Source organism: Stenotrophomonas sp. STEN021 (assembly GCF_056760175.1).
Genome location: NZ_JBRREH010000060.1, coordinates 1 through 22,496, shown reverse-complemented (window position 1 = coordinate 22,496; position 22,496 = coordinate 1). Strand labels below are relative to the sequence as shown.

Genomic DNA, 22,496 nt, shown 5'->3' with positions numbered 1-22,496 from the left:
AGCCCCTCGACGAAGATCAGTGGTGGCGACCGCTGCGCCAGATCGAGAACAGTATCCACACCCCGCAGATGCCCGCACCCACGAAGCCGCATAACCCCAGCCCCAGGAACCAGCGGCTGGATAGCCCGCCCACGCTGTGCATCACGATCGACGAGCCGATGATCAAGGCAGCGGTGATTACGCCGACCACCAGGCGGTTGGCGGCACGGTTCACCTGATCGCCAAAGCCCTGCAACGCTGTGGTTTCCACGCGCAGCTTCAACTGCCCGCGCCGTGCGGCCTGCACCAGCCGGCGTAGATCGCGCGGCAGTTCACCGGCGAGATCCAGCATCCCCAGCAGGCTGCGCCGGCCACGCTTGAGCAGCGCCTTGGGCGCATAGCGCTGCAGCACCACCCGCTCCAGGAATGGGCGCGCCGCACTGGCCATGTCGAAGTCCGGATCCAGTTGCCGGCCCATGCCTTCCAGGGTCAGGAAGGCCTTGATCATCAGCGCCAGGTCGGCCGGCAAGGTCAAGCTGTAGCTGCGCAGCAACTGGGTGATGTCACCGAGCATCAGGCCGATGCGCAGGTCCTTCAGCGGTACTCCGCGGTATTGATCGACGAATTGGCTGATGTCCTGTTGCAGGCGACCTTCGTCCACCTCCACCCCGCCGGCCCAGTCCAGCAATACGTCGGCAACCACCTGCGGCTCCTGCTCGACCAACCCGTGCAGAAGCTGCGCGACCTGGAAACGGCGCGTTTCGGAAAGCGCACCGACCATGCCGAAGTCGATCACGCCGATACGGCCGTCGCGCATGTAGAAAATATTGCCAGGATGCGGATCGGCATGGAAATAGCCGTCTTCCAGCACCATTTTCAACACAATATCGGCGCCACGCCGTGCCAGCGCTGCACGGTCCAGACCGGCGTCGTCGACGGCCTCCAGCTTGCGGCCAGGAATGCCATCAACGAAGTCCTGCACGTTGAGGCTCTCGCAGGTCCATTGCCAGTGCACGCCGGGAATCAGGATGTCATCGCGGCCATCGAAGTTGCGTGCGATGCGCTCGGAATTGCGGCATTCGGCGGCGAAATCCATCTCGCTGCGCAGCGATTGGGTGAACTGTTGCACCACTTCCGCCGGCCGATAGCGGCGCAGATCCGGCAGCCGCGCCTCAACGATCTCAGCCAACCGCGCCAGCAACCGGAGGTCCGCTTCAACCACATCGCGGATGCCGGGCCTGCGCACTTTCAGCACCACTTCGCGGCCGTCGTGCAGACGTGCGCGATGCGCCTGCGCCAAGGAGGCAGCGGCCATCGGAGTTTCATCAAGGAAAGCGAACACCTGCGCTGGCGGCGCGCCGAGATCGGCCTCCAGCTGCTCGCGGATCGCGGCATAAGGCAGTGCGGGCACTGCGTTCTGCAGCTCGGACAGCTCGGCGATCCATTCCGGCGGCAACAGGTCCACACGCGTGGCCAGCACCTGGCCAAGCTTGACGAAGGTCGGCCCCAGTTCCTGCATCGCACTGCGCACGCGCACTGGCGCGGTCATCCGCAGCATCTGCTGGCTGTCGTTCCAACGCACCAGCCGGCCCGCGCGCTCCAGCACCGAGGCCAGCCCGGTCCGGCGCACCACGTCGCCGAAACCATAGCGGATCAGAACTGCGGCTATTTCCTGCAAGCGGCCCAGATCACGGACCGTGCCCAGTGTTTCCCACATCGCGACTCATCCCGGTTGCTGGCCGGGCCAGCATGTCATAGATGGTCGTGGATGCCGCGCAATGCCGCATCCACGGTTTGCCTGCGTACCGCATCACGGTCGCCATCGAACTGGAACAACTGCGCGCGCGCATAGCCGCCGCGGCGCTTCCAACCAATCCAGACGCTGCCGACCGGCTTGTCCGGGCTACCGCCGCCGGGGCCGGCGATGCCGGTCACCGCCACGGCCACACCTGCGCCGGAATTGATCAGTGCGCCGGCCACCATTTCCAGCACGGTCTCGCGGCTGACCGCACCAAACTGCTCCAAGGTCTGCGCGCGCACGCCGAGCAGGCGCTGCTTGGCTTCATAGCTGTAGACCACCATGCCGCAGTCGAAGAACGCAGAGGAGCCGGCGATATCAGTCATGCTCTTGGCGATCCAGCCGCCACTGCAGCTCTCCGCGGTCACCAGCTGCAGCGAGGCCTGCTGCAGGCGTTCGCCGAGTGCGGCAGCCAGGGCATTGAGATCGGCATCGGTTGGATTGGACATTGCGGTAAAGGGGGCTGGGAGGAGAACCCTTACGTTTTACCGCAGATGACGCCCGCGTGGGAGTTGTAGGAGCGGCGTAGGCCGCGAAGCCGACACATCCTCAGATTGCACTGGTGCTGCCAGCTTCGGGAACCCCTGCTTCGCGGCCTACACCGCTCCCACAAAACAAGACAGCCGGCACGGGGCCGGCTGTCTCTTCCCACCCGAATCACCATTCAGGCAATTTTTCTGGCAACAACGGGCGGATCACCGCGCCATCCTCGCTTGCTGCCAGTTTCTCGGCTTCGGCAATCGGGATATCCACCTTGATCAACCAGCCGTCTTCATCGGCCTGCTCCTGCCGAATGACTTCCAACTGGTGCAGGCGCGCGCGCAGGCGGCCAGCACTTGGCGGCAGGCGGATCTGGCCGGTGACATGCTGCAGGCCCAGACGCTTGCCCAGTACCGATTGCAGCAGCTCCAGCCCACGGCCATCGCGCGCCGAAACCCATACCCGCTCGCGCCGTGATTCATCCGGCACGCCATCCTGTGCGTCGTGACGCACTTCGGCACCTTCGATGCGATCGATCTTGTTGAACACCAGCAGCTGCGGCAGGTCACCCGCGCCTACGGCCTCCAATACTTCATCGACCTGGGCGATACGCTCTTCACGCAGCGGATCGGCTGCATCGACCAGATGCAGCAGGAAATCCGCTTCGCGCGCTTCGGAGAGCGTGGAACGGAACGCCGCTACCAGGTCATGCGGCAGATTGCGCACGAACCCAACGGTATCGGCCAGCATCGCATTGCCGCCTGGCAGGTTGATCCGCCGCACGGTTGGGTCCAGGGTGGCGAACAACTGGTCGGCAGCGTAGGCCTCGGCACCGGTCAACGCATTGAACAGCGTGGACTTGCCGGCGTTGGTATAGCCGACCAGGGCGATACGCGGCATTTCGCTGCGCACGCGCGCGCGGCGCATCTGGGTGCGCTGCACCTCGACCTTTTCCAGCCGCTTCTGCAGCTGCTCCACCCGCTTCTGCAGCAGGCGGCGATCGGTTTCCAGCTGGGTTTCACCCGGACCACGCAAACCGATGGAACCACCGCGCTGACGCTCGAGGTGGGTCCAGCCGCGGACCAGCCGCGTCGCCATATGCCGGAGCTGCGCGAGCTCAACCTGCAGCTTGCCTTCATGGCTGTGCGCACGCTGGGCGAAGATGTCCAGGATCAGACCGGTGCGATCAATCACCCGGCGTTCCAGGTAGCGCTCAAGATTGCGCTCCTGCACCGGACTGAGTTGATGGTTGACCAGCACCAGATCCGCACCGGTGGCATCGGCCGCAGCCTTCACCTCCTCCAGCTTGCCGCTGCCGATCAGCGTGGAGGGGTTCGGCCTGTCCATGCGCGCAGTGATGGTCGCGGCAATGCTTGCCCCGGCCGAACGCGCCAGATCGGTGAATTCCTCCAGTACATCTTCTTCCAGCCGACCAACATGCGGCTGGATCAACAGCGCATGTTCGCCCTTTTTAGAGCGGTCAAACATGCGCCGCCACCTGCTTATTCGTTGTCGTTGTCGATATCGTCATCAGCTGCCTGACTTCCATCACCCGATTGCACGTAGCCACCACCTGGCCCCACGCGCACGTTGCGCGCCGGCACCACGGTTGAAATGGCGTGCTTGTAAACCATCTGGCTGACGGTATTGCGCAGGAGCACCACGAACTGGTCGAACGACTCGATCGTGCCCTGCAATTTGATGCCATTTACCAGGTAGACCGAAACCGGCACGCGCTCGCGGCGCAACGCATTCAGAAACGGATCCTGCAAAGACTGCCCCTTGGACATCGTCTACTCCTCGTTATTGTTTTTATGAACCGGACCGATGGCGGCATCCCCTGCCCGTCCGGAACCCCGATGGTACACCGCCGCGCGTCGGTTCAGCCTTGCAAAAAGCGGGAAACCGCGTTCTGCACACCAGACATGTCCCGAACCGGGTCGAACCAGCGCGCATCCAGCTCGCCACGCAGCCAGGTGAGCTGACGCTTGGCCAGCTGGCGGGTCGCGAACACCCCCTTGTCGCGGAACTCGGCGGCCGTTCCCAGCCCGTCCAGGTACTGCCAGGCCTGCCGGTAACCGACCGCACGTACCGCTGGCAGGTCCAAGGGTGCAGCCACTGCCGCCATCTGCGGCAGCGCTCGCAGCGCCCGCACTTCGTCCAGAAAGCCCCGTTCCAGCATCAGGTCGAAGCGGCGCTCGATGCGCTGATGCAGTACCGCACGGTCGGTCGGGGCCAGTACCAGCTTCAACACCCGCGCCGGCAGGCGCGCGATCCCCGGCAAGCCCTGCCAATAGCTGATCGGCTTGCCGGTCAGCCGATACACTTCCAGCGCCCGCTGGATGCGCTGCGGGTCGGTGGCGTGGATGCGCGCTGCGGCAACCGGGTCGATCTCTGCCAACTGCGCGTGCAGGGCCGGCCAGCCATACATCTCGGCCTCGGCGGCAATTACCGTGCGCATTGCCGGATCGGCCTCGGGCATCGGCGAAAGCCCCTGCAGCAGGGCACGGAAATACAGGCCGGTACCACCAGCCAGAATAGGCAATTTGCCGCGCGCAACGATGTCACGCACCGCCGCGGTCGCGTCAGCGGAGAACTCTGCCGCCGAATAGGTCTGCCATGGGTCGCGCAGATCCAGCAGGTGATGGCGGATGCCGTCCTGCTCGGCGGCGTCCGGTTTGGCCGCACCAATGTCCAGGCCACGGTAGACCAGCGCCGAATCAACGCTGACGATTTCACCGTCATAGGCTTTCGCCAGCGCGATGGCAGCGGCCGTCTTGCCCGAGGCGGTCGGGCCCATCAGGGCGATGGCCAAGGGGCGCTGATCGATGCCCATCAATCCTCGTCCGGCCAACGCGGCATTGCAGGCCTGTCGGCGCGTGGCGCGGGCACTGCATCGAACGCAGCCAGCACCTTGAGCGCGTCAACGGTGGCGGCCACGTCGTGCACACGCACCATCATCGCGCCCTTCTGCACCGCCAGCAGGTGCGCGGCCAGCGAACCGGCCATGCGCTCGGCAGCCACCGCCCGCCCGGTGACATCACCAATGCAGCGCTTGCGCGAGAAGCCTGCCAGCACCGGCGCGCCCAGATCATTCAAGCGATCCTGTGCGGCCAGCAAGGCAAAGTTCTGCGCGGTGTCCTTGTTGAATCCGTAGCCCGGATCCAGCAGAAGACGTTTGCGTCCGATACCGGCCATTTCCGCGGAGAAAATACGTTCGGCGAGGAAGCGCTGCACATCGCCGGCTATATCGACATAGGCGTGGCTGGTGCCTGCATCGTAGGGGCCACCCTCAGCGTGCATCAGCACAACCGCGGCTCGGGATGCAGCCACTACGTCCAGCGCACCCGGCTGCCGCAATGCCTGCACGTCATTGATCATGTGGGCACCTGCCGCCAGCGCGGCGCGCATCACTTCCGGCTTGAAGGTATCCACGCTCAGCGGCACGGCGACCTGTGAAAGCAAAGCCTCGATTACCGGCACGACGCGGTCAATCTCCTCCTGCACCGACACCGGGCTTGCACCCGGACGGGTGGATTCACCACCGATGTCCAGCAGATCCGCCCCCTGCTCGACCAGCGCCAAGGCATGCGCGACAGCAGCGGCAGTGTCTGCATGCTGGCCGCCATCGGAAAACGAATCCGGGGTGACGTTGACGATGCCCATCACCTGCGGCCGATCCAGCCGCAGCGTGCGGTCGCCACATTCAAGGGTTGGGAAAACATCAAACATGGGCGCTCCGGCGGACTGCAACAGCGCCTAGTTTAAGCCACCACAGCGGCGCGCCAGCGAAGCCGGCGACACACTCTCAACCGACTCATGGCGGTGCAGCACCGGCGCTCAATCCTTGTTGCGGGCGCGGATACGGCTGCCGATCAGGCTCAGGATCACACCCAGCACCACGCCGATGAAGATACCGGCGAGGAAGTTGTTGGTCTTCACCCCGAAACCGACACCTGCCACGGTGGCGATGATCATCTCCGGCACGTTGGCCGAGGGGGCCTTGGGCGGCGGCGTGGAATCATTCATGGGGCATAACCAGGGGAAACCAAAGTGCCGCTATTCTCGCCCAGCACGACGGCTGGCGCATAAAAAAACGGGCCGGAAAACCGGCCCGTTTTTATTGATGCTGCTGGCTCAATGCTGGCCGGCAGGATCGGTGATCGGCGCCACCGGCTGCGGGGCATCGCCACCCTTGCCGTCGTCGGCGCGGTCGTTGTTGCCACCCTTGTCCACCCAACCTGCAGGCGGCGACGGCTTGCGGCCTTCCATGATCGCCTTGACCTGGTCGGCATCGATGGTTTCCCAGTCCAGCAACGCAGCAGTCATTGCCTCGACGATCTGGCGCTTCTCGTCCAGGATCTTGTAGGCAACGTTGTACTGCTCGTCGAGGATGCGACGGATCTCCGCGTCCACCTTCTGCTGGGTGGCCTCGGAAATGGTCTTGCTGTGCATGCCATAGCCGCCTTCTTCGTCGGCGTAGACCATGATGCCCAGCACATCGGACATGCCGTACTTTGTGACCATGGCACGGGCCAGCTTGGTGGCACGCTCGAAGTCGTTGGAGGCACCGGTCGACATCTCACCGACGAAGATCTCCTCGGCGATGCGGCCACCGAACAGGATCGCCAACTCTTCCAGCATGCGCTCCTTGTACTTGCTGATGTGGTCGTGCTCCGGCAGCTGCCAGGTCAGACCCAGGGCCCAACCGCGCGGCATGATGGTGACCTTGTGCACCGGGTCGGCCTTGGGCAGCGACATGGCGACAACGGCGTGGCCGGACTCGTGATAAGCGGTATTGCGACGCTCTTCCTCACGCATCACCATGCTGCGACGCTCAGGACCCATGTAGATCTTGTCCTTGGCGTCCTCGAAGTCCTTCATGTCGACTTCCTGCTTGTTGCGACGAGCCGCAAACAGGGCGCCTTCATTGATCAGATTGGCCAGATCGGCGCCGGAGAAGCCCGGGGTACCGCGCGCCAGCACTTCCGGACGCACGTCATCAGCGGCCGGCACCTTGCGCAGGTGCACGCGCAGGATCTGCTCGCGGCCCTTGATGTCCGGCAGGCCGACCATGACCTGACGGTCAAAACGGCCCGGACGCAGCAGCGCCTTGTCGAGTACGTCGGGACGGTTGGTGGCAGCGATGACGATCACGCCTTCACCGCCCTCAAAGCCATCCATCTCGACCAGCATCTGGTTCAGGGTCTGCTCGCGCTCATCGTGACCACCGCCGGTGCCCGAGCCGCGGTGACGGCCCACGGCATCGATTTCGTCGATGAAGATGATGCACGGCGCATGCTTCTTGGCCTGCTCGAACATGTCGCGCACACGGCTGGCGCCGACGCCGACGAACATCTCGACGAAGTCCGAACCGGAGATCGCGAAGAACGGCACCTTGGCCTCGCCTGCAATGGCACGGGCCAGCAAGGTCTTGCCGGTACCCGGCGGACCGACCATCAGCACGCCGCGCGGGATCTTGCCGCCCAGCTTGGTGAACCTGGACGGATCGCGCAGGAACTCGACCAACTCGCCGACTTCTTCCTTGGCTTCGTCGCAGCCAGCAACGTCGGCAAAGGTGACCTTGATCTGGTCTTCGCCCTGCAGCTTGGCGCGTGATTTGCCAAAGGACATCGCGCCCTTGGCACCGCCACCGCCACCCTGCATCTGCCGCATCATGAAGATCCAGAAACCGATCAGCAGCAGTATCGGCAGGAACTGCAGCACGATGCCCCAGAAACTCGGGCCGGCCGGTTCCTGACGGGCAACTTCAACATTCTTGGAATACAGCTGGTCCAGCAGCTTCGGGTCGGCCGGCGCGTACAGTGCACCGTCGGAACCGTCAGAGCGCTTGAAGCGCAGGTGGTTGGTGGTCAGCGTGGTCTTGTCGGTGTATTCAACCGACTTGATCCGGCCCGCATCCACTTCCTGCAGGAACTGCGTGTAATTGCGGGCATCACCAGCGGCCGCCGCGCCGCTGCGCGGGGCAAAGCTCTGGAACACCACCATCAGCACGACGGCGACAACCACCCACAACAGGAGGTTCTTGGTCAGGTCGTTCATCCTCATCGGCTCCGGTGTCCCTCTAGATACTAAATACTGAAAAGTCGTATGGCTGAGCTTACTTTATCTGGGTGCGCTTGCCCTGCCCAAGGGCATAAACCTCAGGTGAACGCTTGCGCGAAGCATCCGGCTTGCGAATGGCGACTTTTTCATAACGACGGCGCAATTCACGCACGTAGTCGTCAAAGCCAACGCCCTGGAACAACTTGATCAGGAACGCCCCACCCGGCTTGAGATGGTTGTCGGCAAAATCCATCGCCAACTCCGCCAAGTGCATCATCCGCGGCTGGTCAACCGCATCCATACCACTCTTATTGGGGGCCATATCCGACAGCACAAGGTCTACCGGCTGGTCACCTACCATGGCTTCGAACTGCGATAGGACCGTTTCTTCCCTGAAGTCCCCGTGAAGGAACTCCACGCCAGCCAAGGGCGGCATCTCCAGGATATCCAGCGCCAATACGCGGCCGGTGTCGCCCATCTGCCTGCGCACCTGCTGCGACCAGCCACCCGGCGCGGCGCCCAGATCGACCACCACCATATGCGGCTTCAGCAGGCGGTCACGCTCCAGCAGCTCCTCCAGTTTGTAGGCCGCGCGCGAGCGCATGCCCTCCTTCTGGGCCTTTTTCACAAAAGGATCGGAGAAGTGTTCTTTCAGCCAGCGCTGGCTACTTTTGCTACGGGAAGGCATTGGCAATGGGGCTCACAGGGGTGGTCATGATACCCTGAACCCCCTTGATTACCTGTAGTCCTGCATGTCCATCGTCCTGACCTCGGCCCAGAACCGATTCCTGCGCGGCACTGCGCATGACCTGAAAGCACTGTTGCAGATCGGTGGCAAAGGGGTCACTCCGGCCTTTTTGGCCGAGCTGGACGAAGTGCTGGAACGCCATGAACTGGTCAAGGTCAAGGTTGCTGCGGAAGACCGCGAAGCCCGCGACACCTTGATCGACGAGCTGATCCAGGCCAGCGGTGCCGCCCTGGTGCAGCGCATCGGCCACGTCGCCGTGCTGTACCGCCCGGCCAAGGAAAAGCGCCAGATCGTGCTGCCGCGCGGCTGATCGGCGAGGAGTACCCATGCAGTTCAGCCGCGAGCTTCCTGATTACATCTATTCCCTGCGCTCGGCCGACGGCCGCCACGCGCAGGTGAACGACCGCGCGCTGAGCCGCAGCTTCATCCTTGCACCGAACAACCTGATTGAAGACTGGCCGGTTGCGTCGGTGGCCGAGCTACGCGCCGAAGACCTGGACGCAGCACTGGAACTGAATCCGGCGCTAGTGATCCTTGGCACGGGTGAGAAACAGGTTTTCCCGCCGGCGGCGATCATGGCAGCCTGCCTGACCCGTGGTATCGGCATCGAGGTGATGAACAACGCGTCGGCCGCGCGCACCTACAACGTGCTGGCCGGCGAAAACCGCCGCGTGGTGATGGCCATCATTCTGGAAAGCACCCCGTAAAGCGCAGCTACGCTGCGCAGGGGCATCGCCAGGGCTGATTCTTGCAGGAGCGGCGCAAGCCGCGAAGCAGACGGTCAATCAGACCGCAGGCATGCCTGCAATTCCAACCACATCTGATTCGCAGCCCATGCCCGCAAGGCCAAATGCCCCCCTGTAGTGCCGAGCCATGCTCGGCAGGGGCTTTACGGACAGTGCATCGGATAGTTCATCAGCTTCGCGGCTCACGCCGCCCCCACAAGTTCGGTGCGCACTGACACACCGTCAGGGAAGCCGCTGCCGAGCATGGCTCGGCACTACGGACTGATTGCAACAGGCACTTACTTCTGCGGCAGGTAGACCAGCGGGTCGACCGGCTTGCCGTTATAGCGGATCTCGAAGTGCAGCATGTCGCGTGAGGTGCCAGTACGGCCCATCTCGGCGATCTGATCACCAGCCTTCACGTTCTGCCCTTCGTTGACCAGACGCTTGCGGTTGTGCCCATAGGCCGACAGCCACTGGTCGTTGTGCTTGATGATGATCAGCTCGCCGTAGCCAACCAGACCGGCACCGGAATACACCACCACACCCGGACCGGCAGCACGTACCGCCTGACCGCTGCTGCCGGCGATATCCACACCCTGCTTGGTAGCCTCACCGGCGACGAAACGACCGACCAGGGCGCCATCGGCCGGCCAACGCCAGGCAATACCGCTATTGACCGGTGTAGGCGTCGCCGCAGGCGGCGGCGTTACAGGCCGGGTGGCAGCAGTCGTCGAACCACCGCTTGCCGGCCGAGTGGACGCCGCACCGCCCGGATACAGGCGCAGGGCCTGCCCCGGATAGATCGTATACGGCTCGGACAAGCCATTCCAAGCGGCCAGATCACGCGGGGTGATGTTGTTGATCCGGGCAATACCGAACAAGGTATCGCCACGACGCACTACCGCCGTCTGCCCAGGCTTGGCCACCGAGGTGCGCGGCGTGGTGGATGCAGACGAGCCCGAGCTTCCGCTCGAAGGCTTCACCACCGTGGCAGTGCCGCACGCTGCCAACGAAACCACGGCCAGCACCGCCAGCGCCCTGCTTGAACCCTTGCCCAACATCAATGCATTCATGCGAATTTTGCCCTCCAGACCAGCCACGCCACCAGGCCAACCACCAATACGGTGGCAATCCAGCCCAGTGGTTCAATCCAGCGCCGCAACCGTTCAGCCGCCTGTGCGCCGCCGAAGCGGATCACAGCCGCCAACAAATACACCCGCTTGCCACGGCCAACCAGCATGCTCAGCACATACTGCGGCAACGGCACGCCGACGATACCCGAGGCCCATGTGAAGACCTTCATCGGGATCGGCATGAAACCACCCAGCACCAGGAAGGTGAACACCGCCCACGGCGACTCCGCCATCTTGGCCTGCAGGGTGGCAATGCCACTTTCGATTGCCGGCAGCATGCCCATCGCCTCGAACACCGGCTTGAGCACCTCGAAGGCGTAATGCCCCAGCGCGTAACCCACCATTGCGCCGACCATGGAGCCAGCCAGGCTCAGCGTCGCGAAGCGCCAGCCCTTGCGGGGCTGCGCCACGCACATCGGCATCAGCATCACTTCCGGCATCACCGGGAAGATGATGGCCTCGATGAAACTCAGTACGGTCAAATAGGTAGGCGCGCGCTCATTGGCGGCCCAGACCATGGCGCGGTCGTACAACGGCCCGAAAATCTTCATTCAGCGAGTAATCCTGTTCTCAGTCCAACATACCCGGCAACAACGGCACGAAGCTCACCGGTGCCAGCTCTTCCTGGGTAATGGTGCCATCAGCCTGTCGGGTCAGCTGCAACAGCACCTGTCCACCCGGCCCACCAACCGGGGCCACCAGTCGGCCACCGACTGCCAATTGATCAATCAATGCATCCACCAGCGCCGGCGCGGCGGCCGTCACCACGATGGCATCGTACGGACCGTGCTCCGGCCAACCGATGCGGCCGTCGTCATGCTTGGTGCGGATATTCATGCCCAGGTGGCGGAAGCGCTTGCGCGCCTGCCGCAGCAGGTCACCGATGCGCTCGACGGTGAAAACCTCAAGGCCCAACGCGCCAAGGATGGCAGCCTGGTAACCCGAGCCGGTACCGACTTCCAGCACCTTCTTCGGTGCGACAGCCAGCACCACCTCGGTCATCCGCGCCACGACCCAGGGCTGGGAGATGGTCTGGCCATGGCCGATCGGCAGCGCAGTGTCTTCGTAAGCACGTGATGCCAGCGCCTCATCGATGAACAGATGCCGCGGCACCACGCGCACAGCATTGAGTGTGGCCTCGTCGGCGATGCCCACTTCACGCAGGCGATCCACCAGCCGGTCGCGCACCCGCTGCGAGGTCATGCCGATACCCACGGCCTCCGGCTGCAGGCGCAGGCGCGGCGTCATTCAGGCTTCCCCAGCGTTTCGGTCAGCCCACCGACCCAACTGGCGACCTTTTCCAGCGCCGAATAGCGGGTCAGGTCCACCTGGATCGGGGTAATCGAAATATGCCCGGTGCGTACCGCATGGAAGTCGGTGCCAGGGCCAGCGTCCTGCTCGCTGCCGGCCGGGCCGATCCAGTACACGGTATTGCCGCGCGGATCGGTCGCCGGCACACAGGCCTCGGCACGATGACGGTTGCCCAGCCGGGTGACCTCGAAGCCGCGGATCTCGTCCCAAGGCAGGTCCGGCACGTTGACGTTGAGAATGGTGTCGGCCGGCAATGGATCAGCGATCAAGCGAGACACGATCTCCACCGCAGCGCGTGCGGCAGTAACGAAATTCTTGGCTTCGTGCTTGTGCGTGACCAGCGATACCGCCACCGAGGGCAGGCCGAGGTGGCGCCCTTCCATCGCCGCCGATACCGTGCCCGAATAGATCACGTCATCGCCGAGGTTGGCGGCATTGTTGATACCCGACACCACTATGTCAGGATCGAATTCAAGCATGCCGGTCAGCGCCAGATGCACACAGTCGGTCGGCGTACCCGCCACCGCACAGGTGTAATGGTCAATCCGGCGCAAACGCACCGGCTGATCCAGCGTAAGTGAGTTGGAAGCACCGGAACGATCGCGGTCCGGCGCCACCACGGTGACTTCGTGTCCGGCGTTGCGAAGCTCCTCGGCCAACATCTTTATGCCGGGGGCGTCCACACCATCGTCATTTGATACAAGTACGCGCATTAAAGGCCTGGGTTACTGGATCAACACGCGACGCTCCCACTCAGCGCCGCAATCGCCGGAACCTCCGGTTAGTACATCACCGTGACGGACCGACCTGAGCGGCCATGATACCGGAATGCGCCGCGGCACTTCCCACCGTCGCGGGACTTGCCTGCGACCGCGCGCACGTTACGCTGTACGAATGTCGTACCCAGATGAAGAAGATGATGCCGCACTGTTCCGCTCGGCCATTGGCGAAGTGACGCCGATGCGCCAGGTGGAAGCACCGGCGACGGGCAAACCACGGCCCAAGCCGCGCGCGCGCATGGCCGAACAGGATGAATCCGCGGCCTTGGGCGAATTCGCCCGCCTGTTGCGTTCCAGCAAACCGCTGGAAGCCGGCGACACCGCCAGCTACCGGCGCGACAACCTGCCGCCACAGATGTTCCAACGGCTCAAACGCGGCCAGTATTCAGTACAGGACGAGCTGGACCTGCACGGCGCCACCGCTGCCCAGGCCGAGAACCTGCTGCGGCAATTCCTGCTGGAAGCGCGCGCACATGAACACGGCTGCGTGCGCATCATCCACGGCAAGGGCCTGCAATCGGATGGCGGTGCACCAGTGTTGAAGAATCTGGTCGACCGCATGTTGCGCCAGCGCAATGACGTGCTGGCGTTTCATTCGGCGCCGCCCACCCAAGGCGGCACGGGCGCAGTATTGGTGCTGCTGGCCAACCGCTGAGCGGCCGGCTCGGCCAGTCTGTTCGCATGGCCGATTCGGCTGCTGCAGTCTCGTAGCCCAGGCAGGCAAGGCGCAGCCGGGGCTTTGGGCGTGACGTTTCGAACCCGTTTCCCGGGTGCGCTGCGCTTACCCGGGCTACACCGTTGCCAAGCAGCTAGTCAGCGCTACTTTCTTCGCCCGACAACTCGGCATCAGCGGTCGGCGCGCCAGCAATTTCATTGCGGCTGGCGTCGGTCACTTCACCCAGTTCATGCAGCACTGCGGTGGCGTAACAGCCCGGCGGCAAGGCAAACGACACTTCCAGCACCTCATCGGCCAACCACTGGTGTTGCATCAACATGGGCTTGAGGCGCAACGAACGGCGCTCCTGCTTGAGCCCGGCCTGCTCCAGCCCGGCCCGCAGCGCCAAGGCCTGCTCATCACCCAACGCCTGATCTTCCAGCGCCCGTGCGGCACCGGTCGCGCGCAGCTCGCCAACGCCCCACAACGGCGCGCTGGGATGGATATCGAAACGCGCCAGGCGCTCGGCCAGCACCTCGCTCATCGGCTCCGGGCCGAACACCGAACGACTGCCGTCCAGCATCCAAACCTCGCCCTCCAACGCCGTGTCCCACGTACTCGCCTCGACGCGCGCGGCAAGCACACGATTGAACAGGGCCGAACGCGCGGCGGACAGCAGCATCGAACGCTGGTCCTTGCGCACCCGGCGGCCAGCAAACATCTGCAGCGCCGCCGGCACATTGCCGCCATCGCGGCCAAAGCGCTGTTCGCCAAACCAGTTCGGCAGGCCGCGTGCGGCGACAATCTGCAGCCGTTCTTCGATGGCCGCCTTGTCACCCTGCACACCGCGCAGCACCAGCTTGAAGCGATTGCCCGCCAATGCGCCACGCTGCAGCTTGCGGTTGTGCCAGGTCGACGCCAGCACATGCAGCTCATCCGACTCCAGCAGCGCCAGATCCGGCGCCACGCGCTTGGGCAGGTGCACGCTGAAGCGCTGCGTGGTCACCGCATGCCGATCCTTCTGCCCGGCATAGCTGACGCCCATTTCCGGCACGCCAGCCCACTGCGCCAACTGCTTGGCAATGGCCACGGTATTGGCGCCGCGCTTGCGTATGTCGAGCAGCAGGTGCTCGCCTTCGCCAGTCGCTTCGAACGCCGGAATTTCATCCACCTGGAAGTCTTCCGGCACGCTGCGGATAGCCGCAGTCAGTACCGGCTCACCAAAGGCCAACGGCAGGGCGATCATGCGGCCACCAACAAGGCCATGGCCTGCGCGGCAATGCCTTCTTCGCGACCGGTGAAGCCCAGCTTCTCGCTGGTGGTGGCCTTGATGCTGACCCGATCCAGATCGATCGCCAACAGCTGCGCGACCGTCTCGCGCATGGCCAACGCATGCGGACCCACCTTGGGCCGCTCGCAGATCACGGTGATGTCGACATTGCCGACCTGCCAGCCACGCTCGCGCAGCAACGCATTGCAATGCGTGACGAAGCGACTGCTGTCCGCCCCCTTCCAGCGATCATCGGAGGGCGGGAAATGCACGCCGATATCGCCCAGCGCCAGCGCGCCGAGCATGGCATCGCACAACGCATGCAGGGCGACATCGCCATCACTGTGCGCCAGCACGCCGCGACTATGCGGCACGCGCACACCGGCCAGCATGATGTGGTCGCCCTCACCGAAGGCGTGCACGTCATAGCCTTGGCCGATACGGATGGGAGGGAAGGAAGCAGGAGAGTTCATGGCAGTACTTCTTGGCAGAGCCGACGCCAACGCGCCGGCAAGGGATCAGCTGCCGCGCCGCGACAGCTCGAATTCGAAACGGGCCAGGTCGGCCGGGGTGGTGACCTTGAAATTGCTTTCGGCGCCCTCGATCAGCAGCGGGCGCACGCCTTGCCGCTCCATCGCCATCGCCTCGTCGGTGACGTCAACGCCAGCGGCGGCCGCGTCAAGCAACGCGCGGATGAGCTGATGGCGACGGAACAACTGCGGGGTCAGCGCACGCCACAGGCGCTCACGCGGCTCGGTGCGGTCTATGCCGCCATCGTCACCAGCACGTTTGAGCGTGTCGCGTACCGGCGCGGCCAGAATGCCGCCGACCGGATCTGCACGTCCCACGTCCAGCAACCGGCTCAGATCGGCGGCAGCCAGATTTGGCCGCGCGGCATCGTGGACCAGCACGAAGTCATCGGCGCGCACGCTATCCGGCAAGGCCTGGAGCCCCGCCAAAACCGACGCCGCGCGGGTCTCTCCTCCCACGCAGGTCAGCACCGGCTTGTCGGCGAACGAGGTCCAGCCCGGCCAATCCGCATCGTTTTCGGCAATGGCCACCATCACCCCGGCCACACCGGGATGCGCAAGCAGCGACTGCAAGGCATGCGCGAGCAGCGGCTCACCGTCGGCCAGCAGGTACTGCTTGGGCACCGGCCCGCCAAAACGCGCGCCACGCCCAGCCGCAGGGACGACCGCCCAGGTCTGCACGATCACGGCACGTTCTCCGGCGGAGATTGCTGATTGCCCTGCCCGGCCGACGTCGACGCTGCAGGCGGCGAATGCGCAGCTGCGGCCGGAACCGCCGGCGCCAACGGCGCGGCGACTGGCGCATCTTCAACCACCCGGTAGAACTTCTCACCCGGCTTGATCATGCCCAGTTCGCTGCGCGCACGCTCTTCGATGGCAGCCTCGCCATCCTTGAGGTCCTGGACCTCCGCCGCCAGGGAATCATTGCGCTGCTGCAGACCGTCGTTGTCACGCTTCTGGTTGGCCACCTGCGCCTCGAGCATCATCACTTCGCCCGAGTTGCCCTGGCCAAACCAGAAGCGGTACTGCAGCAATCCCAGCAGTACCGCCAGCACCAGCAGCAGCCAGCGCCAATTACGCATGACGATCAGCGCTTGAGCGAGACAAACGCATCACGGCCGGCATAACGTGCGCCGCTGCCGAGGGCTTCCTCGATGCGCAGCAGCTGGTTGTACTTGGCCACGCGATCGCTGCGGCACAGCGAGCCGGTCTTGATCTGGGTGGCAGTGGTGGCCACGGCGATGTCGGCGATGGTGGTGTCTTCGGTTTCACCCGAGCGGTGCGAGACGATGGCCGCATAGCCGGCCTTGTCGGCCATGGCGATGGCTTCCAGGGTCTCGGTCAGGGTGCCGATCTGGTTGACCTTGATCAGGATCGCGTTGGCGGTGCCCGACTCGATGCCTTCGGCGAAGATCTTCGGGTTGGTGACGAACAGATCGTCGCCGACCAGCTGCACCTTGTTGCCGACGCGCTGGGTCAGCAGCTTCCAACCGGCCCAGTCATTCTCGGCCAGGCCGTCTTCGATACTGATGATCGGGTACTGCGCGCTCCAGTCGGCCAGGAAGTCGACGAACTGCTCGGAGGTCAGGCGCTTGTTCTCGCCGACCAGGTTGTACTTGCCGTTCTCGTAGAACTCGCTGGAGGCGACGTCCAGGCCCAGCAGGATGTCTTCACCGGCGGTGTAGCCGGCCTTGCCGATGGCTTCCAGAATGGTGTCCAGCGCCTCGACGTTGCTGCGGAAGTCCGGCGCGAAGCCGCCTTCATCGCCGACCGCCGTGCTCAGGCCGTGGCCCTTCAGCACCGACTTCAGCGCATGGAAGATTTCGGTGCCGGCGCGCAGCGATTCGCTGAACGAGCTGAAGCCAACCGGCAACACCATGAACTCCTGGAAGTCGACGTTGTTATCGGCGTGGGCGCCACCGTTGATGATGTTCATCATCGGCACCGGCAGCGACGGGGTGGCGCCGGTCTTGGCGGCCAGGTACTGCCACAGCGCCTGCTTCTTCGAAGCGGCGACCGCGTGGGCAACGGCCATGGAAACACCGAGCAGGGCATTGGCGCCGAGGCGGCCCTTGTTCTCGGTGCCGTCCAGATCGATCAGGCGACGGTCCAGGCCTTCCTGGTCTTCGGCATTGAAACCGGCCAGCGCGGTGGCAATGGTGCCGTTGATGTTGCCCACGGCGTTGCGCACGCCCTTGCCCAGGTAACGGGTCTTGTCGCCATCGCGCAGCTCCACGGCCTCCTTGGTGCCGGTCGAAGCGCCGGACGGGACGGCGGCGCGGCCGAACGAGCCGTCGGCCAGGGTGACTTCGGCTTCCAGCGTGGGGTTGCCACGGCTGTCGAGGATTTCACGGGCGTGGATCTTGGCGATGTTGGTCATGTCTGGGGGCTAGGCTCGTTCAGGAGAGTCTGTTATCGACGGGAAACACAAATACCAGCCGGGAGTTTAAACGAAGCGCAGGCTGGCGCGGCCGTTGCTTTCGCCTGAAAGCGGCGCGGACCGCTGAAACGCACAAGGCCCGCACTGGGCGGGCCTTGTTTGTGGAGAGCCTTGCCCTTCTCCCTGTGGGAGAAGGTGCCCGAAGGGCGGATGAGGGTGAGGAGAGCGAAGCTCACCTCCATTCACACGCCACGGGTAGCGCCCCTGCCGAGCATGGCTCGGCACTACCTCTTCAGGCGCGGGCTTCCTGCAGCAGCTTGCCGCCCGCCTTCTTCTCGCGCGCGGCGCGGATGAAGCCGATGAACAGCGGATGGCCCCCGCGCGGGGTGGACAGGAACTCCGGGTGCGCCTGGCAGGCCAGGAACCAGGGGTGCTGGTCGCGCGGCAGCTCAACCACTTCCACCAGCGTGTCGTCCATCGACTTGCCGGCAATCACCAGACCAGCGTCTTCCAACTGGGTGCGGTAACGGTTGTTGAACTCGTAACGATGGCGATGACGCTCGGCCACCACGTCCTTGCCGTACAGCTCGCGGGCAAGGGTACCCGGCTTCAGGCGCTGCTCCTGCAGACCCAGGCGCATGGTGCCGCCCAGATCGGACTTCTCGTCACGCTTCTCGACCTCACCGGTGGCGGTACGCCATTCGGTGATCAGGCCGATCACCGGATTCGGCGACTGGCGGTCGTTCTCGGTGCTGTTGGCGCCTTCCAGACCGGCCACGTGGCGGGCGAAATCAACCACTGCCGCCTGCATGCCATAGCAAATGCCGAAGTACGGCACCTTCTGCTCACGGGCGTACTGCGAAGTCAGCACCTTGCCTTCGAAACCGCGATCACCGAAGCCACCCGGCACCAGGATACCGTCCACGCCTTCCAGCGCGGACAGGCCGGATTCTTCCAGTTCCTGCGCTTCCAGCCACTTCAGGTTGACCTTGGTGCGCTGGCGCAGGCCGCCGTGCTTGAGCGCCTCGCCCACCGACTTGTACGCATCCTGATGGTCGACGTACTTGCCGACCACGGCGATGGTGACCTCATCCAGCGGGTGCAACGCGGCATCCAGCACCGCTTCCCACTCGGACAGGTCGGCCGGACCGGCCTTGTCACCCAGCTTGAGCTGGTTGACCACGATTTCGTCCAGACCCTGTGCGTGCAGGCCCATCGGCACGCGGTACAGCACTTCCACGTCCGGCACGCTGATCACGGCACGCTCGGAAACGTTGGTGAACAGCGAAATCTTGCGGCGCTCCGAATCCGGAATCGCCTGCTCGGAACGGCACAGCAGCACGTCAGGCTGGATGCCGATCGAGCGCAGTTCCTTGACCGAGTGCTGGGTCGGCTTGGTCTTCAGCTCACCGGCGGCACCGATGTACGGCACCAAGGTGAGGTGCATGAACAGCGCCTTCTCCGGACCGCGCTCGGTGCGCACCTGGCGGATGGCCTCCAGGAACGGTAGCGACTCGATGTCGCCGACGGTACCGCCGATTTCCACCAGCGCCACGTCGAAGCCAGCAGTGGCCTCGTCGATGCAGCGACGGATTTCGTCGGTGATGTGCGGAATAACCTGCACGGTCGCACCCAGGTAGTCACCACGGCGTTCCTTGCGGATCACGTTCTCGTAGATACGCCCGGTGGTCACCGAGTTCTTGCGACTCAGGCGGTTATGCACAAAACGTTCGTAGTGACCCAGATCCAGGTCGGTCTCGGCACCGTCGTCGGTGACATAGACCTCACCATGCTGGAAGGGGCTCATCGTGCCTGGATCGACGTTGATGTACGGATCCAGTTTCATCATGGTGACCTTCAGGCCACGCGCCTCGAGAATCGAGGCCAGGGACGCGGCTGCAATGCCCTTGCCTAGCGAGGACACCACACCACCGGTAACAAAAATAAGGGGGGTCACGGCTCACTGCCTCCCGGAAAGCCCTAGTTTAAAGGTTGTCGCCAAAACACCCAAGCACTGGATGCGGCGGATTAAAAAAAAGACGCCCCGACCTGCGCCGGGGCGTCCTTGAAACTCGGCGAAACCGCGTCAGCGACGGCGACGGGCTTCCTCTTCCTCTTCTTCACGCGGCGCCGGCTGCTCAGCCTGGGCCTTGTCCTGGGCAGCGGCGGCAGCCCGGCGCTTGGCCTTCTGCTCGGCCTCGCTCTGCGCCTTGTCGACCGGCGCAGCCTGCGCGGCCTCGCCAGCCTTGCCCTTGTCAGCGCTCTGCGCCATCACAAAGGGAACGGCGGCGACGGCGGCGACAACAACACCCAGAACCAGCAATTTTGACGTTTTCATCCAAAAACCTCCTCGGCTTGCCTCGCCTGGAATGGCGGGCCTTTCTGGAACCGCATACAGGATACCTTGCCGCAGCTGCCCCGGCCCTGAATGCCCTGCGTGCAAAAATCGCCGCCAGACCGCACACTCCCACGTCGATTTGCGCCCTACCGAGATCCATGAACGCCCGTTACAACGCCGCTGACATCGAAGTCCTCTCTGGCCTGGACCCGGTCAAACGCCGTCCTGGCATGTATACCGACACCGCCCGCCCGAACCATCTGGCGCAGGAAGTGATCGACAACTCGGTCGATGAGGCCCTGGCCGGCCACGCCAAGACCGTGGAAGTCACCCTGTTCAAGGATGGCAGCTGCGAGGTCAGCGATGACGGCCGCGGCATGCCGGTGGACATCCACCCGGAAGAAAAGATCCCGGGCGTCGAACTGATCCTGACCCGGCTGCACGCCGGCGGCAAGTTCAACAACCGCAACTACACCTTCTCCGGCGGCCTGCACGGCGTTGGCGTATCGGTGGTCAACGCCCTGTCCACGCTGGTGGAGATCCACATCCGCCGCGACGGCAGCGAGCACCGCATCACCTTCCGCGATGGCGACCGCGCCACTCCGCTGGAAGTGGTCGGCAGCGTCGGCAAGAAGAACACCGGCACCCGCCTGCGCTTCTGGGCCGACCCCAAGTATTTCGACACACCCAAATTCAACGTGCGCGCATTGCGCCACCTGCTGCGCGCCAAGGCCGTGCTGTGCCCGGGCCTGACCGTGAAACTGACCGACGAAGCCACCGGCGAAGTCGACACCTGGTATTACGAAGACGGCCTGCGCGACTACCTGAAGGCCGAGCTGGGCGAGCGTGAAATGCTGCCGGCCGACTTGTTCGCAGGTTCGCTGAAGAAGGAAACCGAGATCGTTGACTGGGCCGTGGCCTGGCTGCCGGAAGGCGAGCTGGTGCAGGAAAGCTACGTCAACCTGATCCCGACCGCCCAGCACGGCACCCATGCCAACGGCCTGCGCACCGGCCTGACCGAGGCGCTGCGCGAGTTCTGCGACTTCCGCAACCTGCTGCCGCGCGGCGTCAAACTGGCCCCGGAAGATGTCTGGGACCGCGTCTCCTTCGTGCTGTCACTGAAGATGACCGACCCGCAGTTCAGCGGCCAGACCAAGGAACGCCTGTCCTCGCGCCAGGCCGCCGGCTTTGTCGAAGGCGCCGCCCACGACGCCTTCAGCCTGCTGCTGAACCAGAACGTGGAGCTGGGCGAGAAAATCGCACAGATCGCCATCGAGCGCGCCAGTGCGCGCCTGAAGACCGAAAAGCTGGTCACCCGCAAGAAGGTCACCCAGGGCCCGGCCCTGCCCGGCAAGCTGGCCGACTGCATCAGCCAGGACCTGTCGCGCACCGAGCTGTTCCTGGTGGAAGGTGACTCGGCAGGCGGCAGCGCCAAGCAGGCCCGCGACAAGGACTTCCAGGCCATCCTGCCGCTGCGCGGCAAGATCCTGAACACCTGGGAAGTCGCCTCGGGCAGCGTACTGGCCTCCGAAGAAGTGCATAACCTGGCCATCGCCATTGGCTGCGACCCCGGCAAGGACGACCTGTCCGGCCTGCGTTACGGCAAGGTGGTGATCCTGGCCGACGCCGACTCCGACGGCCTTCACATCGCCACCCTGCTGACCGCCCTGTTCCTGCGCCACTTCCCGTCGCTGGTGGATGCCGGCCACGTGTTCGTGGCGATGCCACCGCTGTTCCGCGTCGACGTGGGCAAGCAGGTGTTCTATGCGCTGGACGAGGAAGAGAAGCGCTCGCTGCTGGACAAGATCGAGCGCGAGAAGATCCGTGGCCAGGTCAGCGTCACCCGCTTCAAGGGCCTGGGCGAGATGAACCCCTCGCAGCTGCGCGAATCCACCATTCACCCGGATACCCGCCGCCTGGTGCAACTGACCGTCGACGACAGCGAGCAGACCTCGGCCTTGATGGACATGCTGCTGGCCAAGAAGCGTGCCCCGGACCGCAAGGGCTGGCTGGAGAGCAAGGGCGACCTGGCCTCGCTGGAAGCCTGATCCCAGCAACTTTGATGCACCGAAAGCCCGCCCTTACCGGCGGGCTTTTTGTTGGCCGCGCGCCGCTTTTGTAGGAGCGGCGTAAGCCGCGAAGCAAGCACATCTTCAGATGGCAAAGATCCCTGACCCGCCAGCAGCACCGGCTTCGCGGCTTACGCCGCTCCTACAAGCAGCCGCGCCCCAACAAGAAACCCGCCATCACTGGCGGGTTTTTGTTTGCAGACCGCAAACCGGCTACCTCAGTTCCAACCCG

At 64.3% G+C, this 22,496-nt stretch carries 24 protein-coding genes; 4 read left to right on the top strand and 20 right to left on the bottom strand.

Annotation, left to right across the window (positions count from 1 at the left end):
* Positions 1 to 16: 16 nt before the first annotated feature.
* From ubiB to rlmE, 9 genes are all read right to left on the bottom strand, one after another.
* Positions 17 to 1,696, bottom strand: a complete 1,680-nt coding sequence (gene ubiB / locus ACVOL0_RS13560) for a 2-polyprenylphenol 6-hydroxylase (protein WP_481549549.1) — start codon at positions 1,694 to 1,696, stop codon at positions 17 to 19.
* A 35-nt stretch (positions 1,697 to 1,731) separates the two neighbouring features.
* On the bottom strand, positions 1,732 to 2,226 hold the full coding sequence (locus ACVOL0_RS13555; RefSeq protein ID WP_282271197.1) for a CinA family protein: 495 nt from the start codon (positions 2,224 to 2,226) through the stop codon (positions 1,732 to 1,734).
* A gap of 208 nt (positions 2,227 to 2,434) precedes the next feature.
* A complete protein-coding gene (hflX, locus tag ACVOL0_RS13550; protein WP_481549548.1) occupies positions 2,435 to 3,745 on the bottom strand; it encodes a ribosome rescue GTPase HflX in 1,311 nt (436 codons plus the stop codon).
* Between the two features lie 14 nt (positions 3,746 to 3,759).
* Positions 3,760 to 4,047, bottom strand: a complete 288-nt coding sequence (gene hfq, locus ACVOL0_RS13545) for an RNA chaperone Hfq (RefSeq protein ID WP_282271171.1) — start codon at positions 4,045 to 4,047, stop codon at positions 3,760 to 3,762.
* Positions 4,048 to 4,139: 92 nt separating this feature from the next.
* Positions 4,140 to 5,093: a tRNA (adenosine(37)-N6)-dimethylallyltransferase MiaA gene (gene miaA, locus ACVOL0_RS13540; protein WP_481549547.1), complete on the bottom strand. Its 954-nt coding sequence runs from the start codon at positions 5,091 to 5,093 to the stop codon at positions 4,140 to 4,142.
* Positions 5,093 to 5,989, bottom strand: coding sequence for a dihydropteroate synthase (folP, locus tag ACVOL0_RS13535; protein ID WP_481549546.1), 897 nt, complete (start codon positions 5,987 to 5,989; stop codon positions 5,093 to 5,095). Before folP ends, miaA begins: the two co-directional genes overlap by 1 nt.
* 108 nt (positions 5,990 to 6,097) lie before the next feature.
* Entirely contained in the window at positions 6,098 to 6,286 is a 189-nt protein-coding gene (locus ACVOL0_RS13530; RefSeq protein ID WP_282271167.1) for a hypothetical protein, read from the bottom strand.
* A 108-nt stretch (positions 6,287 to 6,394) separates the two neighbouring features.
* Positions 6,395 to 8,320, bottom strand: a complete 1,926-nt coding sequence (gene ftsH / locus ACVOL0_RS13525) for an ATP-dependent zinc metalloprotease FtsH (RefSeq protein ID WP_481549545.1) — start codon at positions 8,318 to 8,320, stop codon at positions 6,395 to 6,397.
* A gap of 58 nt (positions 8,321 to 8,378) precedes the next feature.
* Positions 8,379 to 9,011: a 23S rRNA (uridine(2552)-2'-O)-methyltransferase RlmE gene (rlmE, locus tag ACVOL0_RS13520; protein WP_282271929.1), complete on the bottom strand. Its 633-nt coding sequence runs from the start codon at positions 9,009 to 9,011 to the stop codon at positions 8,379 to 8,381.
* A gap of 64 nt (positions 9,012 to 9,075) precedes the next feature.
* Here rlmE and yhbY point away from each other — a divergent pair, with 64 nt between their 5' ends.
* Both yhbY and ACVOL0_RS13510 read left to right on the top strand, forming a co-directional pair.
* Complete coding sequence (gene yhbY, locus ACVOL0_RS13515; RefSeq protein ID WP_481549544.1) at positions 9,076 to 9,381, top strand: ribosome assembly RNA-binding protein YhbY; 306 nt, start codon at positions 9,076 to 9,078, stop codon at positions 9,379 to 9,381.
* Positions 9,382 to 9,397: 16 nt separating this feature from the next.
* Entirely contained in the window at positions 9,398 to 9,778 is a 381-nt protein-coding gene (locus tag ACVOL0_RS13510; RefSeq protein ID WP_481549543.1) for an Mth938-like domain-containing protein, read from the top strand.
* A 317-nt stretch (positions 9,779 to 10,095) separates the two neighbouring features.
* Here ACVOL0_RS13510 and ACVOL0_RS13505 read toward each other — a convergent pair whose 3' ends face one another.
* From ACVOL0_RS13505 to surE, 4 genes are read right to left on the bottom strand one after another with little or no spacing between them, the layout of a single operon-like run.
* On the bottom strand, positions 10,096 to 10,872 hold the full coding sequence (locus tag ACVOL0_RS13505) for a peptidoglycan DD-metalloendopeptidase family protein (protein WP_481549542.1): 777 nt from the start codon (positions 10,870 to 10,872) through the stop codon (positions 10,096 to 10,098).
* Complete coding sequence (locus ACVOL0_RS13500; protein WP_481549541.1) at positions 10,869 to 11,483, bottom strand: YqaA family protein; 615 nt, start codon at positions 11,481 to 11,483, stop codon at positions 10,869 to 10,871. The genes ACVOL0_RS13505 and ACVOL0_RS13500 overlap by 4 nt, the downstream gene beginning before the upstream one ends.
* 19 nt (positions 11,484 to 11,502) lie before the next feature.
* Complete coding sequence (locus ACVOL0_RS13495) at positions 11,503 to 12,180, bottom strand: protein-L-isoaspartate(D-aspartate) O-methyltransferase (RefSeq protein WP_313171538.1); 678 nt, start codon at positions 12,178 to 12,180, stop codon at positions 11,503 to 11,505.
* Complete coding sequence (surE, locus tag ACVOL0_RS13490; protein WP_481549540.1) at positions 12,177 to 12,956, bottom strand: 5'/3'-nucleotidase SurE; 780 nt, start codon at positions 12,954 to 12,956, stop codon at positions 12,177 to 12,179. Before surE ends, ACVOL0_RS13495 begins: the two co-directional genes overlap by 4 nt.
* A 181-nt stretch (positions 12,957 to 13,137) precedes the next feature.
* On the opposite strand from surE, the gene ACVOL0_RS13485 reads away from it, so the two are divergent.
* Complete coding sequence (locus ACVOL0_RS13485; protein WP_481549539.1) at positions 13,138 to 13,677, top strand: Smr/MutS family protein; 540 nt, start codon at positions 13,138 to 13,140, stop codon at positions 13,675 to 13,677.
* A gap of 154 nt (positions 13,678 to 13,831) precedes the next feature.
* Here ACVOL0_RS13485 and truD read toward each other — a convergent pair whose 3' ends face one another.
* The 7 genes from truD to ACVOL0_RS13450 form a co-directional block, all read right to left on the bottom strand.
* Positions 13,832 to 14,923 carry a tRNA pseudouridine(13) synthase TruD gene (gene truD, locus ACVOL0_RS13480; RefSeq protein WP_481549538.1) on the bottom strand — a complete coding sequence of 364 codons (1,092 nt, stop codon included), beginning with the start codon at positions 14,921 to 14,923 and terminating at the stop codon, positions 13,832 to 13,834.
* Complete coding sequence (ispF, locus tag ACVOL0_RS13475; RefSeq protein WP_481549537.1) at positions 14,920 to 15,420, bottom strand: 2-C-methyl-D-erythritol 2,4-cyclodiphosphate synthase; 501 nt, start codon at positions 15,418 to 15,420, stop codon at positions 14,920 to 14,922. Before ispF ends, truD begins: the two co-directional genes overlap by 4 nt.
* Before the next feature lie 45 nt (positions 15,421 to 15,465).
* Positions 15,466 to 16,164 (bottom strand): 2-C-methyl-D-erythritol 4-phosphate cytidylyltransferase, encoded by a 699-nt coding sequence (gene ispD, locus ACVOL0_RS13470; protein ID WP_481549536.1) that lies wholly within the window; start codon positions 16,162 to 16,164, stop codon positions 15,466 to 15,468.
* On the bottom strand, positions 16,161 to 16,559 hold the full coding sequence (gene ftsB, locus ACVOL0_RS13465) for a cell division protein FtsB (protein ID WP_481549535.1): 399 nt from the start codon (positions 16,557 to 16,559) through the stop codon (positions 16,161 to 16,163). The genes ispD and ftsB overlap by 4 nt, the downstream gene beginning before the upstream one ends.
* Before the next feature lie 5 nt (positions 16,560 to 16,564).
* On the bottom strand, positions 16,565 to 17,857 hold the full coding sequence (gene eno, locus ACVOL0_RS13460) for a phosphopyruvate hydratase (protein ID WP_481549534.1): 1,293 nt from the start codon (positions 17,855 to 17,857) through the stop codon (positions 16,565 to 16,567).
* 292 nt (positions 17,858 to 18,149) lie between these two features.
* Entirely contained in the window at positions 18,150 to 19,814 is a 1,665-nt protein-coding gene (locus tag ACVOL0_RS13455; RefSeq protein ID WP_481549533.1) for a CTP synthase, read from the bottom strand.
* Between the two features lie 129 nt (positions 19,815 to 19,943).
* Positions 19,944 to 20,195, bottom strand: a complete 252-nt coding sequence (locus ACVOL0_RS13450) for a hypothetical protein (RefSeq protein WP_481549532.1) — start codon at positions 20,193 to 20,195, stop codon at positions 19,944 to 19,946.
* A 158-nt stretch (positions 20,196 to 20,353) separates the two neighbouring features.
* On the opposite strand from ACVOL0_RS13450, the gene parE reads away from it, so the two are divergent.
* Entirely contained in the window at positions 20,354 to 22,243 is a 1,890-nt protein-coding gene (gene parE / locus ACVOL0_RS13445; RefSeq protein WP_481549531.1) for a DNA topoisomerase IV subunit B, read from the top strand.
* The last annotated feature ends 253 nt before the right edge of the window (positions 22,244 to 22,496 follow it).

What these genes read in the sequence shown, in the direction of transcription:
- ubiB (WP_481549549.1), bottom strand. Translation starts at nt 1,696, where the DNA reads ATGTGGGAAACACTGGGCACGGTCCGTGATCTGGGCCGCTTGCAGGAA.
- ACVOL0_RS13555 (WP_282271197.1), bottom strand. Translation starts at nt 2,226, where the DNA reads ATGTCCAATCCAACCGATGCCGATCTCAATGCCCTGGCTGCCGCACTC.
- hflX (WP_481549548.1), bottom strand. Translation starts at nt 3,745, where the DNA reads ATGTTTGACCGCTCTAAAAAGGGCGAACATGCGCTGTTGATCCAGCCG.
- hfq (WP_282271171.1), bottom strand. Translation starts at nt 4,047, where the DNA reads ATGTCCAAGGGGCAGTCTTTGCAGGATCCGTTTCTGAATGCGTTGCGC.
- miaA (WP_481549547.1), bottom strand. Translation starts at nt 5,093, where the DNA reads ATGGGCATCGATCAGCGCCCCTTGGCCATCGCCCTGATGGGCCCGACC.
- folP (WP_481549546.1), bottom strand. Translation starts at nt 5,989, where the DNA reads ATGTTTGATGTTTTCCCAACCCTTGAATGTGGCGACCGCACGCTGCGG.
- ACVOL0_RS13530 (WP_282271167.1), bottom strand. Translation starts at nt 6,286, where the DNA reads ATGAATGATTCCACGCCGCCGCCCAAGGCCCCCTCGGCCAACGTGCCG.
- ftsH (WP_481549545.1), bottom strand. Translation starts at nt 8,320, where the DNA reads ATGAACGACCTGACCAAGAACCTCCTGTTGTGGGTGGTTGTCGCCGTC.
- rlmE (WP_282271929.1), bottom strand. Translation starts at nt 9,011, where the DNA reads ATGCCTTCCCGTAGCAAAAGTAGCCAGCGCTGGCTGAAAGAACACTTC.
- yhbY (WP_481549544.1), top strand. Translation starts at nt 9,076, where the DNA reads ATGTCCATCGTCCTGACCTCGGCCCAGAACCGATTCCTGCGCGGCACT.
- ACVOL0_RS13510 (WP_481549543.1), top strand. Translation starts at nt 9,398, where the DNA reads ATGCAGTTCAGCCGCGAGCTTCCTGATTACATCTATTCCCTGCGCTCG.
- ACVOL0_RS13505 (WP_481549542.1), bottom strand. Translation starts at nt 10,872, where the DNA reads ATGAATGCATTGATGTTGGGCAAGGGTTCAAGCAGGGCGCTGGCGGTG.
- ACVOL0_RS13500 (WP_481549541.1), bottom strand. Translation starts at nt 11,483, where the DNA reads ATGAAGATTTTCGGGCCGTTGTACGACCGCGCCATGGTCTGGGCCGCC.
- ACVOL0_RS13495 (WP_313171538.1), bottom strand. Translation starts at nt 12,180, where the DNA reads ATGACGCCGCGCCTGCGCCTGCAGCCGGAGGCCGTGGGTATCGGCATG.
- surE (WP_481549540.1), bottom strand. Translation starts at nt 12,956, where the DNA reads ATGCGCGTACTTGTATCAAATGACGATGGTGTGGACGCCCCCGGCATA.
- ACVOL0_RS13485 (WP_481549539.1), top strand. Translation starts at nt 13,138, where the DNA reads ATGTCGTACCCAGATGAAGAAGATGATGCCGCACTGTTCCGCTCGGCC.
- truD (WP_481549538.1), bottom strand. Translation starts at nt 14,923, where the DNA reads ATGATCGCCCTGCCGTTGGCCTTTGGTGAGCCGGTACTGACTGCGGCT.
- ispF (WP_481549537.1), bottom strand. Translation starts at nt 15,420, where the DNA reads ATGAACTCTCCTGCTTCCTTCCCTCCCATCCGTATCGGCCAAGGCTAT.
- ftsB (WP_481549535.1), bottom strand. Translation starts at nt 16,559, where the DNA reads ATGCGTAATTGGCGCTGGCTGCTGCTGGTGCTGGCGGTACTGCTGGGA.
- eno (WP_481549534.1), bottom strand. Translation starts at nt 17,857, where the DNA reads ATGACCAACATCGCCAAGATCCACGCCCGTGAAATCCTCGACAGCCGT.
- ACVOL0_RS13450 (WP_481549532.1), bottom strand. Translation starts at nt 20,195, where the DNA reads ATGAAAACGTCAAAATTGCTGGTTCTGGGTGTTGTTGTCGCCGCCGTC.
- parE (WP_481549531.1), top strand. Translation starts at nt 20,354, where the DNA reads ATGAACGCCCGTTACAACGCCGCTGACATCGAAGTCCTCTCTGGCCTG.